Source organism: Mesorhizobium sp. P2_D5 (assembly GCF_056404355.1).
Genome location: NZ_JBFUEE010000005.1, coordinates 470,792 through 487,517, shown reverse-complemented (window position 1 = coordinate 487,517; position 16,726 = coordinate 470,792). Strand labels below are relative to the sequence as shown.

Genomic DNA, 16,726 nt, shown 5'->3' with positions numbered 1-16,726 from the left:
ACCGTCTCACACTTTTCCTGGAACTGTTTCAGAACACGATCAGGCTGACGATCCAGGCGATCAGCACCGAGACCGGGCCCATGATCTGGCGGCTGATGAGCACCGCCGGAACACCGATCTCGATCGTCTTCGGTTTGGCCTCACCGAGCGCCAGGCCGACAGGAACGAAGTCGCAGCCCACCTGGGTATTGTAGGCAAACAGCGCCGGCAGTGCCATCGCCGGCGAAATCGTGCCGTTGGCGATCTGCGGACCGATGATGGCAACGCCGATGACCTGTGCGATGACCGCGCCTGGCCCGAGGATGGGCGACAGGAACGGCAGGCCGCAGATCGCCGAGATGATCAGCAGGCCGACGATGTTGTTGGCCAGCGGACCCATCGGCTGCGCCAGCACATCGCCGATGCCGGTGTAGAGGATCAGACCGATGAGCATGGTCACGAAGGCCATGAACGGCAGCACGTTGCGCACGACCTGGTCGATGGTACGGCGCCCGGCATTGAAGAAGATGCCGACGACACGGCCCATGACGCGGCCGATCGAGCTGATCAGGCCGATCACGCCGCCCTCGCTCGGCAGCGGTTGCGGCGCCGCCGCCGCGTTGTTATTGCCTGGATTCATCGATCCTGCTCCCCCTGCAGTGGTGACCGCTTCGGATCCGTCCGCCATCGTGATGTTGGCCGGCTTCACGCCCGAAACGTAGATGTCCTCGGTGATGAACTGGGCGAGTGGCCCAGACTGGCCGACCGGCGTCAGATTGACGGTCGGGATACGCTTGCGCGGATAGACGCCGCACCGTGCGGTGCCACCGCAATCGACGACGACAACCGCCATCTCGCTTTCGATCGGCGGCGCCTTGAAGCCGTCGACGGCTTCGGCGCCGGTCATATCGGCAATGAGCTGCGCCACCGGATGAATGCCGCCACCGGTGACGGAAACAACCTTGCTGCGCTGGTCGGTCGGCTCGATCACCAGCGGACCGCCCCAACCGGTTTTGCCCCGGGAGATTTGTACGGCTTTGTATGTCTTGGCCATGATGTCCTCCCCGCCCTTACAGCTCGACGCCCTGGCGGCGTGCCATGATGGCAGTGATGCGTTCGGTCAGCATGCCCTTGAGCAGGATGACGACGAGGCCGACGATGGCGTACCAGATCGCCACCTTGACGTGATAGCCGGCGACGACGGCGCCCTTCTTCTCCAGTTCCAGCAGCGCGACGAGAATGCCACCCCAGACGAAATACTCGCCGGGATTGATGTGCGGGAACAGGCCGAGCGGCGGGTGCACATAGGACACGGCCGCGTCATAGAAGGCAGGCTTGTGCTTCTCTTCCAGGAACGATCCGAATGTATAGGCCATCGGATTGGTGAGGAAGAACACCGCCAGCAGCGGCAGCAGCGTGTAGCGGGTCAGTGCGATCCTGCCGGCGCCGCGCGCCAGGCCGTGCACGCGCTCTTCGCCGACCAGTTCGGTGACTGCGTAGAAGGCCGTCATCAGCACCACCAGCGTCGGAATGATGCCGGTGACGAAGCCGGCGAAGACCTCGCCGCCCTTCTGGAAGATACCGATGAAGTACTTGCCGATGGCGGTCAGCCAGCCGAGCTGCTCTTCCTGCTGGACTTCCTTCAGCTTTTCCTTGAACTGATCGACGGTGATCGGTCCGCTGTCCGCCTGTGCGAGGACAACGAGATGGTCGGAGGCATGCTCTACCGCGAGCTTGCCATGCAATGCAGCATCCGAGACCATGGCACCTGCGACATGCAGATTGTGCACGGCCATGTCGGCATGCTGCGCCAACAACGAAAATACAGACATTTCTCCTCCTTATGCCGCCCGCCGGTTGATCCCAGTCGGTGCGCGGCGTCCTCTCTCTAAGCCCTTGCTACGTTCAAACCGGACAGGCCCGGCTTCTTCCCGGGCTCCGACCGTGTCTTGTCGATCTGTTCGATCGCCCGCTTCACGGCCTCGGCCACACCGGGTTCCCCCTCCCCCATGATTGCAGGGTTGGACCGGACTCGATCGAGGGGAACGCCCTCGAATTCTTCATGTCTCTTGAACTTGGTGAACACGGAACGGCCGCTCATCACCATCAAGCGGCGCACGACCAGGTCAGGCGTCACCACGACCAGCGCGATGGTGCCCTTGGCCAATCGACCGCGGAAATTGCCGGCTCCGACGAAGCCATCCTTGTACTGGTCGGTGACACCCCTGAAGACATCCGAATAGTGCCGCATCTGCAGCCAGACGCCGAGCGACTGCAGCGCCCAGACAATAACCAGCAGAAGCAGTCCCCACTGCCAAATCGCCATTCGGTTCTCCTCCCGAAGCCTGTGTTGAACCGCACCTTGGACCGACGCGTGACAACAGCAAAGTGAGAACATTTGTTTCCGCGAATGTCAATATGTATGATATTGGACGTGACCTCAGTCATCCACAGGCCGTCAACCGATTTCGGCGGCGACGCCGTTGTGCTAGCCTGGCTGGGAACAGGATACGAGAAACATGGATCTGCCCTTCAGGGACCAATTGGCGCTGATGCCCGACCTTCGCCACCGGTTGCGGCAGTTGCGCTGGTTCCGCGCCACCTTCCGCGGCAGCGCCAAGGTGGTGTCGGACACGTTCGGCGTGCGCTTTGAAATCGATGAAGCGAAGCTCACCCGCGCCTTTCTCGACTGGGTCGAGGTCATGGAGGCGCAGAAAGGCTTCGCCGCGGTCGACCGCGCCGACTTCATCGTCTTTGCCGCCGGCCTCGTTTTGCGCGAACTGATCAGACAGGCGCCGGCAAGGGAAATCTCCGGCCTCAGCCAGTTGATTGAAACGGATTCGAATGCCGGCACGCTGGAAATCATCCGTTTCTGGCCGGAAGGGTTCCTCTACACCAACTACTGCGTCTCGGTGATCTCGGCGATCCACGAGCAGGAATTCGGCAATGCGCCAAGCATCGACAAATGCGCCGACGACCTGCGCACATGGTGGTCCTATCGCGAGAATGTGACCGAGATGCCGGCCTACGCAGTGGCTTTCCTCGACCGCTTTCTCGGCGCTGAACCGAACTGGATCACGCCCGATCGCGCGCAGTCCCGGCAAGCCATGCAACGAGCGCTCGGATCCTCGCGGGCCAGCGATGCCATCCGCCGGCTTTGATTGCCCCTCGGTTTCGCGCCTCCAGGCATGCGGCTGTCAAAGCAAGCGCACTATTGAACATCTGACTTTTTGCCGATAGCGATGTGCGAAATCGACTCGGGAGAAAAGCGCGTGGCGCGATCAAGGCCTATCATTTTCGATTGCGACGGCGTTCTTGTCGACAGCGAGCCTCTGGCCGCCCGCGCCTATGAACGCGTCTATGACAAGCATGGCATGCCTGGGGTTCACGGCGGTATCATCGCCCAATGCATCGGCATGAAACAGTCCGACATCATCGCCAAGATCAGAGACTTGACCGGTCACCAGTTTCCGGCGGCTGCGGACGGCGACATCTGGACCGAGACCAAGATCCTGTTTTCGCAAGAGCTGCAGCCAACCCCCGGCATCACCGCGTTTCTGGAGACGCTTTCGGGCGACCGCTGTGTCGCCTCGTCATCCTCCGTCGAGCGCATAAACCACAGCCTGGCTGTCACCGGACTGGCGCGGTTCTTCGGCGATGCGATTTACAGTTCCTCGATGGTCAAACGCGGCAAGCCCGCGCCTGATATCTTCCTGTTCGCCGCCGACAGGATGGGCGCCAAGCCGGCAGACTGCATCGTCATCGAGGATTCGCCCTTCGGGATAGAGGGCGCGGTCGCCGCCGGCATGACGGCGATCGGCTACACCGGTGGTGGCCATACCTACGCGGAGCACGGCGCGCGACTGACAGCGGCCGGTGCCAATTTCATCTGCAGCGATTGGCAAGAAGTTAGCCGGCAACTGGCCGGGCTCGGGGTGCCGGCCTAATCTATCAGCGAACAGGCAGTCCGAGGCGAACCCATTCGCTGGGCGGGATCGCCGGTCCGACGCGGAAGGTGAAGGACAAGACCCTCGTCGCATCGGTGTCGACCTGGCACCGGAAGCCCAGATGGTACCATTTCGTCGTTGCGCGGAAAGCGACATCCGGGGCGTCGAGGACATTGCCCACCTTCAGCGGAACACTTGGGATCAGGTCGGGGAAATAAGAGGCATCCACCAGTTGCTGCTGCAACGCGCTGGCGCAAAGTTGGGCAATACGCTTCTCGCGAGGCACCCCGCCCATCGCGCTGGTAGCCAGCGCATCGCCGGTAGCGCCCTGCGAGTAGAGCCTGTGAACCCCCGGAAGGCCCGAATAAGCCCGCGAAGCACTAGCAGCAGTATCCGTGGAATTTGGCCTCCCGGCGCTCTCGCTTCGGGACCTGGAGACCTTCGCAGGGCCGGGCTTCGGCGCATTTGCGGGTTTGGGCTTCGGCGCTTCGGTTGACGTGGGAAGCTCGATCTCACCGTCGCCGTCGGCAGCCAAAGGCGGTGGCGCCGCTTCTGTCTGCTTGTCGGGTTCGTTCGCTCCCGCCTCTTCCTTGTCCGCCTGCTGTTTATCCATATCCTGGCTCGAAGCTGCCTGTTTCGCCTGTTCGGGCTCGGCGTCCTTCGCAGCGTCTACCGGCTTCTCGTCGACTTTGGTTGAATCTGGCCGCCCCTCGGCGACCGCCGGGGTGGTGGATTGGCTCTCTGCAGGCTTCGGCACGACAGGCGGCTTCGAATCGTCCTCCTTGGCCGGCGAAGGCGAGGTGTCTTGAGCGCTGGCCCCATCCAGGGATTTCCTGGGACCGGTGTCCTTGTCGCCAAACTGGAAAACCGGCTTCAGCACCTCGACTTTCGAGGGCTTTTCCGGCGCAGGTGGTTTTTCTGCTTTCGGTTCCGGCGGTTTTTCAACCTTCGGTTCCGGTGGCTTCGGAGGCGTCACCGGAGCAGGTTTCGGTTTTGGTTGCTCGGGCGGAGGCACGAGCGCGACATTGACCGCCTGCTCCTCCTGCGGCTGTTGGGGAGGCCTAGGCACGTTGTAGACCAAGAGCGCTGCGACGAGCGCGTGCAGGATCAGCGATGCGGGCAAGGCCCACAACAAATTCCGGCGCCGGTCTCGTGTCTCGTCCTTCATTCCTTCCGATGTGGAATGAAAAAGCGGCGGCTTCAAGCACAGCCACTGTATTGGCGCCGTTTAGACGCTGACAGCTTGTCGATTTGGATCACCACACCCAGGGCAGCCCGGCCAAGGCGCTGGGGCGGCTCAATGAGCGGCTACCCACGATCCGATCCATCGAGACCGGAGATCAGCCAGTTCGCCGCCGCCAGGATGGGTGCCGATCCGGCCGACTGCATCGTCATCGAGGATTCGTCCTTCGGCATCCAGGGCGCGGTTGCCGCCGGCCTGACGGCGATTGGCTACACTGGCGGCGGTCACACCTGTGCCAAGCGTGCCGCCCGGCTGACGGCGGCTGGTGCCGATTTCGTCTGCGCGGACTGGCAAGAAATTAGCGGGCAATTGTCCGGGCTTGGCGTGCCGGCCTAATTTAGCGGATACTTGGTGAATCCACGGCTGGCCCATTCGCCAGGCGGGACTAATGACCCGACACGGAAGTTGAAGGATAGGACCCTCGTCGCATCGGCGTCGACTTCACACCGGAAGTTTAGATCGTACCAAGTGCTTCTGGTGCTGAAGGCCGCTTGAGTAGGGTTGAGAACATTGCCTTTGTCCAGCGTAATGGTTGGCACCCATTTGACCGAATAGTCGGCACTTTGCAGTTCCTGGCTCAGAACATTGCCGCAAAGGGTGGCCACGCGCTGACCGCGCGGCACATTCTCCATGGAGCTTGTGGCGAAGGCATTGCCGGTTGCCCCCTGCGAGTAAAGCTTTCTGACGCCCGGAAGGCCGGAATAGATTGGCGATCCTGCAACAGCGTTGTTGGTGGGATTTGACCTTCCAGCATTCCCGATCGGCGCTTTGAAGGCTCTTGCGGGTTTGAACGTCAACGTCTTGGCAGGTTTGGGCTTTGCCTTTCCAGTTGAGGCTGGAGGCGCTGGCTTACCACCAGTCTCAGCCGCCAATGGCTTTGGCGTCACAACCGCTTGCTTTTCGGCGGGTTGCGGTGCGAGCTCCTGTTTGTCCGGCTGCTGTCTGTCAGCGTCCTCGGTCGCCTGCTTCTCCTCGTTTTGCGCAGGTTTGGCGTCCGGCGCGGCGGCCTCCTGCTTCTCCTCGCCTTGCACGGGCTTTTCGTCCGGCGCAACGGTGGCCGGCTTCTCGTCAGGCTTGCTGGGCTCTGCCTTCTGCTGTGGCGTTGCAGCCGGCGCGGGTGTCGGTGTTATAGGCGGCTTCGCCGCCTCATCCTTGGCCGGTGATGGCGTGTTGGGTTTAGCGCTGCTTCCGTCGAGCGATTTCTCTGGTCCCGTATCTTTCTGGCCGTACTGGAAAACGCGCTTCAGAACATGCTCGTCTGGCGGTTTCGGGGGCTCCGGAGGCGGCTTTTGTTCAGGCGGCTTTTCAGCCTTCTTTTCAGGTGTCGGCTCCGGTGGTTTTGAAGCAGGTTTCTGCTTAGGCTTCTCGGGCGGCGGCACAATCGCGACATTGACGGGCTGTTCCTGCTGATCCGGCTGCTGCTCGGATCTCGGCACGCCAAAGAACAAGAACGCTGCGATCAAGGCATGCAGGATCAGCGATGCGGCCAAGGCCCATCGCCAATTGCGAAACCACTCTCGTATCTTGCCGTTCATTGCGCCCGATGTGGAATGAAATAGCGGCGGCTTCAAGCACAGGTACTGTATTGGCGCAATTTAGCCGCTGACAGGTTGGTGATTTCGATACCCGGCGCAGCTGCTGACGGCGAGACCGGTGCGGCTTTTTCCCCCGGTCGCCGAGCAGGTCGAGCATCATCATCATGCCGCCCTCGTCGCCGGGATGAGCCATCCGGATCGTATCCGCAGACGTGCCTGCGCGCCGCTCACCAGCATCACCGGATCGGGCTGTTCGAAATGCAAGGTCAGGTCAGGGCTGGCGGAAGGCGCAAATTCGATGCGCGCCGAGCCACCTTGGTAGATCACCCGCTTGACGAGGCCATCAAAGCCGGGACCGTCCGGCACCACCTCGAGATCGGCTGCCCGGCAGCAGATCTTTGCGCCGGCGCGCGGCCGCTCGCCGGTCCGGCAGCGAACGACCAGGTCGGTGCCGAGAACCCTGACCTTGCAGTGCCTGGCCTGCTCTGAGCTGAGCACATCGGCGGGAAGCAAAATACCTTGCGAAATGAAGGACGCCACCATTTCATTTGCCGGCTCATGATAGAGCTGGCGCGGCGTCGCCAACTGTACCAGGCGTCCATGATCCATCACCGCGATGCGGTCGGCCAGCGCCATCGCTTCGGCCTGGTCATGGGTGATGTAGACGATGGTGGTGCCCGTGCGCTTGTGAAAGGCGGCGAACTCATCCTCCATCGAGGCTCTCAGATGCACATCCAGATTGGCGAGCGGCTCGTCGAACAGCACCAGCGACGGCGCGGCGACAAGGCAGCGCGCCAGCGCCACGCGCTGCCGCTGGCCACCGGAGAGATTGGCCGGCCTGCGTTCGCCCAGCCCCTGCAGATTGACCAAAGCAAGCGCGTCCTCGACCTTCTGGCGCGCAGCAGCCTTGTTGAGCTTTGCCACCTTGAGCGAATAGCCGATGTTCTCGGCGACCGTCATGTGCGGCCACAGCGCATAGTTCTGGAAGACGATGCCGACGCGCCGCTTTTCCGGCGCGACGCTGCCGCCCTTGCCGGACATGACCTCATTGCCGATGCGGATCTCGCCTGACGTCACCTTCTCGAACCCGGCGACGAGGCGCAGCAATGTCGTCTTGCCGCAGCCGGAGGGGCCGAGCACGGCCAGGAATTCGCCGTCGCCGACATCGATCGATACATCCTTGACCGCGTCGAAGTCGGCAAAACTCTTGGTCACATGGTCCAGGGTCAATCGCGCCATGGCAGCACTCCGCCTGGATGGTGTGGGGCAAGCAGATTGGTCGCCAGCATCAGCACGAAGGTGACCGCCACGGTGATGACGGACATCGCCGCCGCGTAGCTGGAATCGCCGCCCTGCTCGAAGGAAAACATCACCACGCCGATCGTCTCAGAGCCTGACGACCAGAGCAGCGCCGAAACAGTGAGCTCGCTGAGCGCCGTCATGAAGATCAGCAGGCCGCCGGCGATTGCCGCCGGCGCCACCAGCGGAAAAATGATCGTGCACATGCGCAGGAACAGTCCGGCGCCGGCCACCTGGGCCGCTTCTTCCAGCGCCCGGTCGATCTGGTGATAGCCGCTGATGGTCGGCCGCAGCGCCAGCACCAGGAAACGGGCGAGGTAGGCATAGAGGATGATCCAGACGGTGTTGTAGAGCTGGATACCGGTGAGCGGGATCGGCCGCAGGAACAGGAGCAGCGAGGCGATTGCCAGCACCACGCCGGGTAAGGCATAGGGCAGTTCGACCGACAGGTTGAGCAGCCGCACCCAGCGCTGCTTGCTCCAGGCAATGAGGTAGCCGATCGGCACGGCGACGAGAACCGCGAAGAAGGCCGCCGCGATCGACAGCCAGAAGCTGTTGAAGAGGGCGCGGCTGGCCGCGTCATGCTCGAACAGCACGAAGCGATAATTGTCGAGCGTTGCCGTCCTGGCGGTGAGAGCAATGCCGTAGCCCGGCACCAGCGACGTCAGCACCAGCCCGAACAATGGCAGGAACAGCACCACCACGATCAGCAGCCACATGCCGACCTGGACGGCAGGTCGCCAGCGGCCGAGTTCGTAGGGCTCGGCCGGCAGCGACGTCGAGCTGATGCGATAATCGCGGCGGCGGCTCACGACCTCCTGCGCGAGAATGCCGGCCATGGCGATGATGCCGATCAACACTGACAGGAACGCGGTTTCGCCGAGCACCGCAGGGCCGCCGCCAGCCAGCCGCTGATAGATCAGCGTCGGCAGCACGAGATAATTGGCGGGAATGCCGAGAAAGGCAGGGATGCCGAAATTGCCGACACAAGACACGAAGGCAAGTGCCGCGGCCGCCATGATCGACGGCGTCATCAAAGGCAGCACGACGGTGACCAGCACGGTGAACCGGCCGGCGCCGCCGGCTCGCGCCGCCTCGACCAGTTCGCGCGGCAGCTTGCGCAGGCCGGCGCGCACCACCAAGAAGACCAGCGGGCCGTATTGCACGCCGAGCAGCAGGATGATGCCCGAGGTGGAATAGAGCGGATTTCTGGTGCCGAGCGGCGGTGCCGCGCCAAACAGCTTGAGGAACGGACTTGCCGGACCGAACAGTTGCAGCCAGGCGAGCGCGGTCACCTGCGGTGCGATCATCAATGGCATGACGTAGCAGAGCACCAGCGCACTGCGGCCGCGTATGTCGGTCAGCGTGATGAGGAGAGCCACCAGCGTTCCCGACAGCACCGCAAGCAAGGTGCCGCCGATGCCAACGATCAGCGTGTGCCAGGTCGCAATCCAGGTCGCCGGACTTCTCAATCCGGCTTCTATCGCCATGCCGGACAAGGTGCCGCCTGGTGCCACGATCTCCTTGATGAGGCGCAGCATCGGCAGCAAGGAAAGCAGGACGATGACGACGGCCACCATCGCCGTCAGGGCCATTTCCTGGCCCCGGCTTTCCCTGATCCGTGTCGACATGATTGCGTTTCCTGGGATCTGTCAGCCGTCCGGGATGTCGCTTTCAACGGCATCCCACCGCGATTGTCGGGCTCAGCCGCCGAACAGTTCCGAGAACTTCGCCTTGTCGGCGTCGGTGGTAGCGACGATCGCCTTGGTGTCGAACGGCATCACCTTGACCTTGACGCCTTCCGGCATCCATTCGGGGCGGCCGACCGAGGCGCGCGCCGGCAGATAACCCATGGACAGCGCCAGCTTCTGGCCTTCGTCAGAAAGAATGAAGTCGACGAACTTCTTGGCGCCGTCAACATTCTTGGCGGTCTTCATGATCGCGACCGGCTCGGTCACCGCCGGCACGCCTTCGCTAGGGAACACGAATTCGACCGGCGAACCCTTCTTCTTGGCGTTCATCGCCATGAAGTCGACCAGGATGCCATAGGGCTTCTCGCCGCTGGCCACCGACTTCAACACGGCGCCGTTGCCACGCACGCTGACGGTGTTGTTGGTCTTCAGCTTCTGGAAGAAATCACAGCCATAATTGGTGTCACCGACGAAGCCGGAGAGCAGGTAGGCGGCCGCACCCGAATAGAGCGGGCTCGGCATGACCAGGCCGTCGGCATAGGCCGGCTTGGCGAGATCGGCCCAATGCGCAGGCTTTTCAGCCGCCGCGGTGTTGTAGACAATGCCGGTGGTGATCAGCTTGCTGCCGAAATAGGTCTTGCCGGCGTCGTAAGCATCCGCCTCGATGCCATCGAGCTTCGCCTCGGGATAAGGCAGCAGCCGGTCGTCCTTCTTCAACAGCTCCATGCTGACCGCGTCGGCGATCAAAAGCACGTCGGGCTGCGGGCTGCCAGCGGCGAATTCGGCTGCCATCTTGGTCAGGATGTCACTCGTTCCCGAACGATAGATAGTCACGTCGATACCGGGCTGCGCCTTCTTGAAGGCATCCACGGTCTTGGCCGCATCGGCTTCCGGTTGGGATGTGTAGAGCGTCAGCGTTTCAGCGCCGGCCACGCCGGCAAACAAAGTTGCCGCGAGTGCAAGCTGGCTGGCCAGCAGCTTGATGAATAGCGTCTTCATGAGACCTCCTGTCTGTCTGTGCATGAGCGGTCCGGCGCCTTGACCGGTTCCCGTCTCCCCTCCCTGCACGGCGCATATGACTGGTGGATGACAGCGCGCATGCCCGGCCCGATCAGGCAACGGCTTCGCGCGGAATGCTCTCACGGCACAACGACACCGGCCCGCGGAACCGGCGTTCCACGAGCCTCATGGCCGCCCTGTGGCTGCGACCCCTTCGGGGCACCCGAAGACTTTCGTGCGTCGGCCGGCCCTAGACCAGCATGCCCATCGGGTTCTCTATCAGGCGTTTGAAGGCAACCAGCAATTCGGCCCCCAGCGCACCATCAACGGCGCGATGGTCGGTCGACAGCGTCACCGACATCACGGTGGCGATTTTGATCTCGCCATTCTTGACAACCGCCCGCTCCTCGCCGGCGCCGACCGCCAGGATCGTCGCATGCGGTGGGTTGATGACGGCGGCAAAGTCCTTGATGCCGAACATGCCGAGGTTCGATACAGCCGTGGTGCCGCCCTGATACCCTTCCGGCTTCAACTTGCGGCTGCGCGCCCGGCTGGCCAGGTCCTTCATCTCGTTGGAGATGGTGGACAGCGTCTTTTCGTCCGCCTTGCGGATGATCGGCGTGATCAGGCCGCCGGGGATCGACACCGCAACGCCGACATCGGCATGCTTGTGCTTGACCATGGCGCTTTCGGTCCATGACGCATTGGCATCCGGCACCGCCTTCAGCGCCAGCGCCATTGCCTTGATCACCATGTCGTTGACCGACAGCTTGTAGGCCGGCACATCACCCTTTTCAGTCTTCTTGACTGGCGCTGCCGCATTGATCTGCGTGCGCAATGCCAAGAGCGCATCGAGTTCGCAGTCGAGCGTCAGGTAGAAATGCGGGATGGTGGTCTTGGCCTCGACCAGGCGGCGCGCGATGGTCTTGCGCATATTGTCATGCGGGACCAGTTCGTAGGAGCCTTGCTCGAACAGTTTCAGCACCTGCTCGTCCGACATCGCCTTCACCGGCGCGGCGGCAGCAGCCGGAGCCGCCGGTGCCCCTGCGGGCAGTGCCTTGGCGGCAGGCTTGGCGCCGCCACCGGCAATCGCCGCATCGACATCGGCTTTCACCACCCGGCCATGCGGGCCAGTGCCTGCAATGGTCGAGAGTGCAAGACCCGCCTCACGGGCAAGACGACGAGCCAAGGGTGTTGCGCGCGCAACCGAAGGCGATTTGCCGATCTCCTCTCTTGTGGGGGAGATGCCCGGCAGGGCAGAGGGGGGCGCGACGGACTGAGATGCGGGCGGGACAGCGCCCCCCTCTGTCGACTTCGTCGACATCTCCCCCGCGAGGGGGGAGATTGGCGCCTTGTCCTGCTTCGTAGCAGCCCCGTAAATTTCATCGTCGGCATAGATCCACGCGACAGCCGCGCCAACAGGAATGTCGATCCCCTCCTTCCCGGTGACGTCGCGCAGCACGCCGCTGGCCGGCGCATCGATCTCCATCGCCGCCTTATCGGTCTCGATCTCGAACAGCACATCGCCCTTCTTGACGCTGGCGCCTTCCTCGGCGAACCAGCGCGAGATTTGTCCGGTCGCCATGTCCATGTCGACCTTGGGAAGAATGACTTCGGTCGGCATCGATCAGCGCACCCCTCTCACGAGGTCGCGCGCAGCCGCGATGATGTCGGGAACCTGCGGCACGACAGCCTTTTCCAGCTCCGGATTGTAGGGGATCGGCGTCTCGGCGCCGCCCAGCCGCACGATCGGCGCATCGAGGTAATCGAACGCCTCGCTCTCGGCGATCATCGCGCTGACCTCGGCGCCGATGCCCAGCGTCTTGACCGCTTCGTAGACGCACATCAGCCGCGATGTCTTCTTGACGCTGTCGATGACGGTCTGCTTGTCCATCGGCCGGATGGTCCGGAGATCGACGACTTCGATGTCGATGCCTTCGGCTTCCAGCGCCGCCGCGGCGTCGAGCGCCTTGTGCACCATGATCGAGGTGGCGACGATGGTCAGGTCGCGGCCCTCGCGACGGATGTCGGCCTTGCCGATCGGCACCGTGTAGTAGCCTTCGGGCACCGGGCCCTTCATCTTGTAGAGCAGCTTGTGCTCGAAGATCATCACCGGATCGGGATCGGCGACCGCGGCCAGCAGCATGCCCTTGGCATCGTATGGTGTCGCCGGCTGGATGACCTTGAGGCCCGGCACATGGCCGAGCCAGGCCTCGAGGCTCTGGCTGTGCTGGGCCGCGGCACCGGTGCCGGAGCCGGCGGGAAAGCGCATTACCACCGGAACCGAAACCTCGCCGCCGAGCATGAAGCGCATCTTGGCCGCCTGGTTAACGATCTGCTCCATGGCGAGCGTGGCGAAATCGGAAAACTGGAACTCGAAGATCGGCCGCATGCCGGTGAGGGCGGCGCCCACCGCGACGCCCGCGCCACCCAGTTCCGAAATCGGCGTGTCGATCACCCGCTCGCTGCCAAACCGATCGACCAGATCGCCGGTCACCTGGAAGGCGCCCCCATAGACGCCAATATCCTCGCCCATCAGGAAGACGCGTTCGTCCATGTCCATGGCGATCGCCATGGCTTCCTGGATCGCCTGGGCGTAGCTCAGTTCACGCACCATCGCGTCCATCACGCCTGCTCCGTATAGACATAATTGCCGGTGTCGCGCACATCCGGCGACGGGCTGGCCTTGGCAAACTCGATGCCGTCGGCGATCTCCTGTGCCACCGCGCCGCGAATGGCCTCGATGCCCTTGTCGTCGATGAAGCCGAATTCGCGCAGCTCGCTTTCGAACAGGGTGATCGGATCGCGGTTCGACATCCAGTCCTCGATCTCCTCCTTGCTACGATAGCGGTTGCGGTCGCTCTTGGAGTGACCGCGATGGCGATAGGTCTTGGATTCGATCAGCGTCGGCCCCTCGGCGGCGCGTGCACGCTCCACAGCCTTGTACGACGCCTCGGCGACTTCCGAAAAAATATTGCCGTTGACGATGACACCTGGCATCGAATAGGCGGCAGCGCGCTCGGCGATGTTCTTGACGGCGGTCGAGCGCGCCGTCGAAGTCGACATGCCGTAGCCGTTGTTCTCGCAGACGAAAATCACCGGCAGCTTCCAGACCGAGGCCATGTTCAACGCCTCGTGGAAGGCGCCTTCATTGTTGGCGCCATCGCCGAAGAACGACACCACGACCTTTCCGGTCTTCATCATCTTGGCGGAAAGTGCTGCCCCGACGGCGATCGGAATGCCGCCGCCGACGATGCCATTGGCGCCGAGATTGCCCTTGCCGACATCGGCGATGTGCATCGAGCCGCCACGGCCCTTGCAGTAGCCGGTGGTTTTGCCGAAGAACTCGGCGAACATGCGCTTGACCTCGGCGCCCTTGGCGATGCAGTGGCCGTGGCCGCGATGCGTCGAGGTGATCTGGTCATCCTCGGCAAGCGGCATGCAGATGCCCATGGCGCTGGCTTCCTGGCCGATCGACAAATGCATGGTGCCGTGGATGAGGCCGCGCGTGTAGCACTCCTCCGCACCCTCTTCGAAGCGCCGGATGAGGTACATCTTGTAGAGCACATTTCTGAGCTGCTCGGCGCTGTACTGTCGATAGACGAAGGGCAGGTTGGCGCGACTGTCGGCGACGGCTTTGCTGGCTCCGGCCATGGTCAGGCTCCCACGGACCCGTAGACGAGCTTGTCCTGGCGGGCACGCAATTCGGCGATCTTGGAGCCCGGCGCGGGAGCGGCATTCGCATAGGTGATAAGCTCGCCCTTCTTGATCGGCTGGGTCACCGAGCCGCCTTGCAGCAGGCCGCAGGGAATGGCCTTGGCGGCGCGCGCCTCCGGCGCCGTCATGATCCAGGCGCGGTAGCAATATTCGCCGATCGCATCGAGCTTCTCACCCGGCTTCAGATCCTTCTTGGCCACCGCGCAGACTTCGGCCGTTGGTTTGGCCAGCGGGACCATATCCGCCTTGCCGTAGAGCACGACACGGGCGCAGGTCAGCGGCACTTCGAGCGAGGTCAAATGATAGGGACGGTGGAAGGTGAAATACGGGCCCTTGCCCATCTTCAGATCTTCCATGCGCTCCGAAATGCGCGGATGCGACATGTCGGCGACGACGAAGACGCCAGGCGCGACACCCTTGCCGATCGAGTAGTCGACGACGCCGACCTTCGACAGCACGCCGCCGTCCTTCTGCGGCACCAGGACCTTGGACAGCTCGCCAAGCGTCGCCGCCGGGCCATGCATCCCGGGCTTGTCCGGAACCAGCCCGGTGGCATTGGCGATCGCCGCCATCTCGACCATGGTCTTGGAGCCATCGACGAATTCGACCAGCATGCGCACATTCATATGCCGGCGCTCGGCCTCCTCCTCATAGTCGGGGGGCGTGGCGTCGATGTTGAGCGGATTGTTCTTGCCTTTGCCGGCGGCGACGATCGGATGGCCCATCGCCGAGACGAACTCGATCAGCTCCATGCAGGACGACGGCTCGTCGCCGGCACCCAGCGAATAGGTGACGCCAAGCCGGTCGGCCTCGCTTTTCAGATAGGCGCCGATGGTGACGTCGGCCTCGACATTCATCATCACCAGATGCTTGCCATGCTCCATGGCGCGCAGGCCGATTTCGGCGCCGACCGCCGGAACGCCGGTGGCGTCGATGACGACATCGATCAGGTCATTGTCGATGACCAGGCTGGCATCGTTGGTGACCGCGACCTTGCCGGCCTCCATCGCCGCCGTCATCGCCGACGCGTTCGACACTTCGCGCGCATGGCCGGTTTGCTGGAAGGCGATATCCACCGCCTTGCTGGCGGCGGGCAGGTTCAGTTCGGAAATGGCGCCGATCTCGATGCCGGACATATGGGCGACGCGGGTGACGATATCGGTTCCCATCTCGCCGGAGCCGATCAGGCCGATACGGATGGGCTTGCCCGACCTGGCGCGTTCCTCGAGATCGCGGGCAAGGCCCGTCAACGAAACATTGGAAGCCATACCGCTCGTTCCTCCCATAATGCAGGCTATTCAATCGCCTGACCGGTATTGAACATATGTATTTCTGTCAAGACTAATGTGCACATCAGTTGCTTTGTGGCGCACCATTGTGGAGGCTCCGCGTGACCCAAAACAGCCCACCAACGCGAGGGTCGCGCAGCGGTTGCGCAGACCACACACTGGCACGGCTGCGTGCTTCCCGGCACACGGATTCTGGGTAGCTCGTCCACCGGTCGTGGCGATCGCTGCGCCAGGCCTCTCGACGGTTCAGGCTATAGAGCCGGCGGCACCGGGAAATCGTGGAAATGCAGGATCACCCCATCCGCATCGATCAAGATCACGGCATAGGCTGGCGGCTCGTGGCCGAGGCTCCAGCTCTGCGAGAAATCCAGCGCGGTCTGATGATTGGTGCTGCGCAGCGTGCTGACGGGAATGCCGCGCCAGCTGCCGGCGATCAGCCGGTGGACGTGTCCGGCAAAGATGTGGCGGACATTGCCGTGGCCCAGCAGTACCTCATGCAAGGCATCGGCATCGGCGAGCATGACACGGTCGAGCTCGGGGATGTGTATCCGGAACGGCGGATGGTGCATGAACAGGAAGACCGGCCGATCTCGGGCCTCTTGCAGTTGCTCATCGAGCCAGTCGAGACGCGCTGCACACAGTTTGCCTTCGACATGTCCGCTATCCAACGTATCGAGCAGGATCAGGCGGCCTTCGCCGCTGTCGACGACGCTTTGGACAAAACCGCGCTCGGCGGTGGCTTGCGGGAACATCTCGAGAAACAGCGCCCGGTCGTCATGGTTGCCAAGCATCAGGCGGCAGGGCGGACCGAATTTCGTCAGGCTCTCCCTCAGCGCTTCGTATGCGGAACGCTCGCCGTCATTGGTCAGGTCGCCGGAAATCACCACCAGATCGGCGTCGGCATGGTTGGCGCCGATGTCGGCAAGGCAGGCTCGCAACCTGGAGAGCGGATTGGAGCCGTACAGAAGACCGCCCGGCGTCATCAGATGCGGATCGGATATCTGGATGACTTTCATGGACCTGACCG

16 protein-coding genes are annotated in these 16,726 nt (G+C 63.0%); 3 read left to right on the top strand and 13 right to left on the bottom strand.

Features of this window, described 5'->3' with window-relative positions:
* Positions 1–28: 28 nt before the first annotated feature.
* From srlE to AC1DYW_RS23730, 3 genes are read right to left on the bottom strand one after another with little or no spacing between them, the layout of a single operon-like run.
* Complete coding sequence (gene srlE, locus AC1DYW_RS23740; RefSeq protein WP_477227802.1) at positions 29–1,033, bottom strand: PTS glucitol/sorbitol transporter subunit IIB; 1,005 nt, start codon at positions 1,031–1,033, stop codon at positions 29–31.
* Positions 1,034–1,049: 16 nt separating this feature from the next.
* Complete coding sequence (gene srlA / locus AC1DYW_RS23735; RefSeq protein ID WP_013892733.1) at positions 1,050–1,811, bottom strand: PTS glucitol/sorbitol transporter subunit IIC; 762 nt, start codon at positions 1,809–1,811, stop codon at positions 1,050–1,052.
* A 56-nt stretch (positions 1,812–1,867) separates the two neighbouring features.
* Positions 1,868–2,305, bottom strand: a complete 438-nt coding sequence (locus tag AC1DYW_RS23730; RefSeq protein ID WP_184875950.1) for a transcriptional regulator GutM — start codon at positions 2,303–2,305, stop codon at positions 1,868–1,870.
* Between the two features lie 193 nt (positions 2,306–2,498).
* Here AC1DYW_RS23730 and AC1DYW_RS23725 point away from each other — a divergent pair, with 193 nt between their 5' ends.
* Together AC1DYW_RS23725 and AC1DYW_RS23720 are read left to right on the top strand one after the other, a co-directional pair.
* Positions 2,499–3,140, top strand: coding sequence for a hypothetical protein (locus AC1DYW_RS23725; RefSeq protein ID WP_477227801.1), 642 nt, complete (start codon positions 2,499–2,501; stop codon positions 3,138–3,140).
* Positions 3,141–3,251: 111 nt separating this feature from the next.
* Complete coding sequence (locus AC1DYW_RS23720) at positions 3,252–3,926, top strand: HAD family hydrolase (protein ID WP_477227800.1); 675 nt, start codon at positions 3,252–3,254, stop codon at positions 3,924–3,926.
* Positions 3,927–3,930: 4 nt separating this feature from the next.
* On the opposite strand, the gene AC1DYW_RS23715 is transcribed toward AC1DYW_RS23720, so the two are convergent.
* Positions 3,931–5,094 (bottom strand): DUF930 domain-containing protein, encoded by a 1,164-nt coding sequence (locus tag AC1DYW_RS23715; RefSeq protein WP_477227799.1) that lies wholly within the window; start codon positions 5,092–5,094, stop codon positions 3,931–3,933.
* A gap of 132 nt (positions 5,095–5,226) precedes the next feature.
* On the opposite strand from AC1DYW_RS23715, the gene AC1DYW_RS23710 reads away from it, so the two are divergent.
* A complete protein-coding gene (locus AC1DYW_RS23710; RefSeq protein WP_477227798.1) occupies positions 5,227–5,505 on the top strand; it encodes an HAD-IA family hydrolase in 279 nt (92 codons plus the stop codon).
* Here the strand turns inward: AC1DYW_RS23710 and AC1DYW_RS23705 are convergent.
* From AC1DYW_RS23705 to AC1DYW_RS23665, 9 genes are all read right to left on the bottom strand, one after another.
* Positions 5,502–6,704: a DUF930 domain-containing protein gene (locus AC1DYW_RS23705; protein WP_477227797.1), complete on the bottom strand. Its 1,203-nt coding sequence runs from the start codon at positions 6,702–6,704 to the stop codon at positions 5,502–5,504. The genes AC1DYW_RS23710 and AC1DYW_RS23705 overlap by 4 nt on opposite strands.
* A 162-nt stretch (positions 6,705–6,866) precedes the next feature.
* A complete protein-coding gene (locus tag AC1DYW_RS23700) occupies positions 6,867–7,943 on the bottom strand; it encodes an ABC transporter ATP-binding protein (protein ID WP_477227796.1) in 1,077 nt (358 codons plus the stop codon).
* Positions 7,931–9,634 carry an ABC transporter permease gene (locus AC1DYW_RS23695; RefSeq protein WP_477227795.1) on the bottom strand — a complete coding sequence of 568 codons (1,704 nt, stop codon included), beginning with the start codon at positions 9,632–9,634 and terminating at the stop codon, positions 7,931–7,933. The genes AC1DYW_RS23700 and AC1DYW_RS23695 overlap by 13 nt, the downstream gene beginning before the upstream one ends.
* 72 nt (positions 9,635–9,706) lie before the next feature.
* Complete coding sequence (locus AC1DYW_RS23690) at positions 9,707–10,693, bottom strand: ABC transporter substrate-binding protein (protein ID WP_477227794.1); 987 nt, start codon at positions 10,691–10,693, stop codon at positions 9,707–9,709.
* Between the two features lie 250 nt (positions 10,694–10,943).
* Complete coding sequence (locus AC1DYW_RS23685; protein WP_477227793.1) at positions 10,944–12,317, bottom strand: pyruvate dehydrogenase complex dihydrolipoamide acetyltransferase; 1,374 nt, start codon at positions 12,315–12,317, stop codon at positions 10,944–10,946.
* Between the two features lie 3 nt (positions 12,318–12,320).
* Complete coding sequence (locus AC1DYW_RS23680; protein WP_477227792.1) at positions 12,321–13,319, bottom strand: alpha-ketoacid dehydrogenase subunit beta; 999 nt, start codon at positions 13,317–13,319, stop codon at positions 12,321–12,323.
* Positions 13,319–14,347 (bottom strand): thiamine pyrophosphate-dependent dehydrogenase E1 component subunit alpha, encoded by a 1,029-nt coding sequence (locus AC1DYW_RS23675; protein ID WP_477227791.1) that lies wholly within the window; start codon positions 14,345–14,347, stop codon positions 13,319–13,321. Before AC1DYW_RS23675 ends, AC1DYW_RS23680 begins: the two co-directional genes overlap by 1 nt.
* 2 nt (positions 14,348–14,349) lie before the next feature.
* The gene (locus AC1DYW_RS23670) at positions 14,350–15,678 is read right to left on the bottom strand and encodes an NAD(P)H-dependent oxidoreductase (protein ID WP_477227790.1); all 1,329 of its coding nucleotides are present in this window, start codon (positions 15,676–15,678) and stop codon (positions 14,350–14,352) included.
* Between the two features lie 272 nt (positions 15,679–15,950).
* Positions 15,951–16,715 (bottom strand): phosphodiesterase, encoded by a 765-nt coding sequence (locus AC1DYW_RS23665; protein ID WP_477227789.1) that lies wholly within the window; start codon positions 16,713–16,715, stop codon positions 15,951–15,953.
* Positions 16,716–16,726 lie beyond the last annotated feature (11 nt).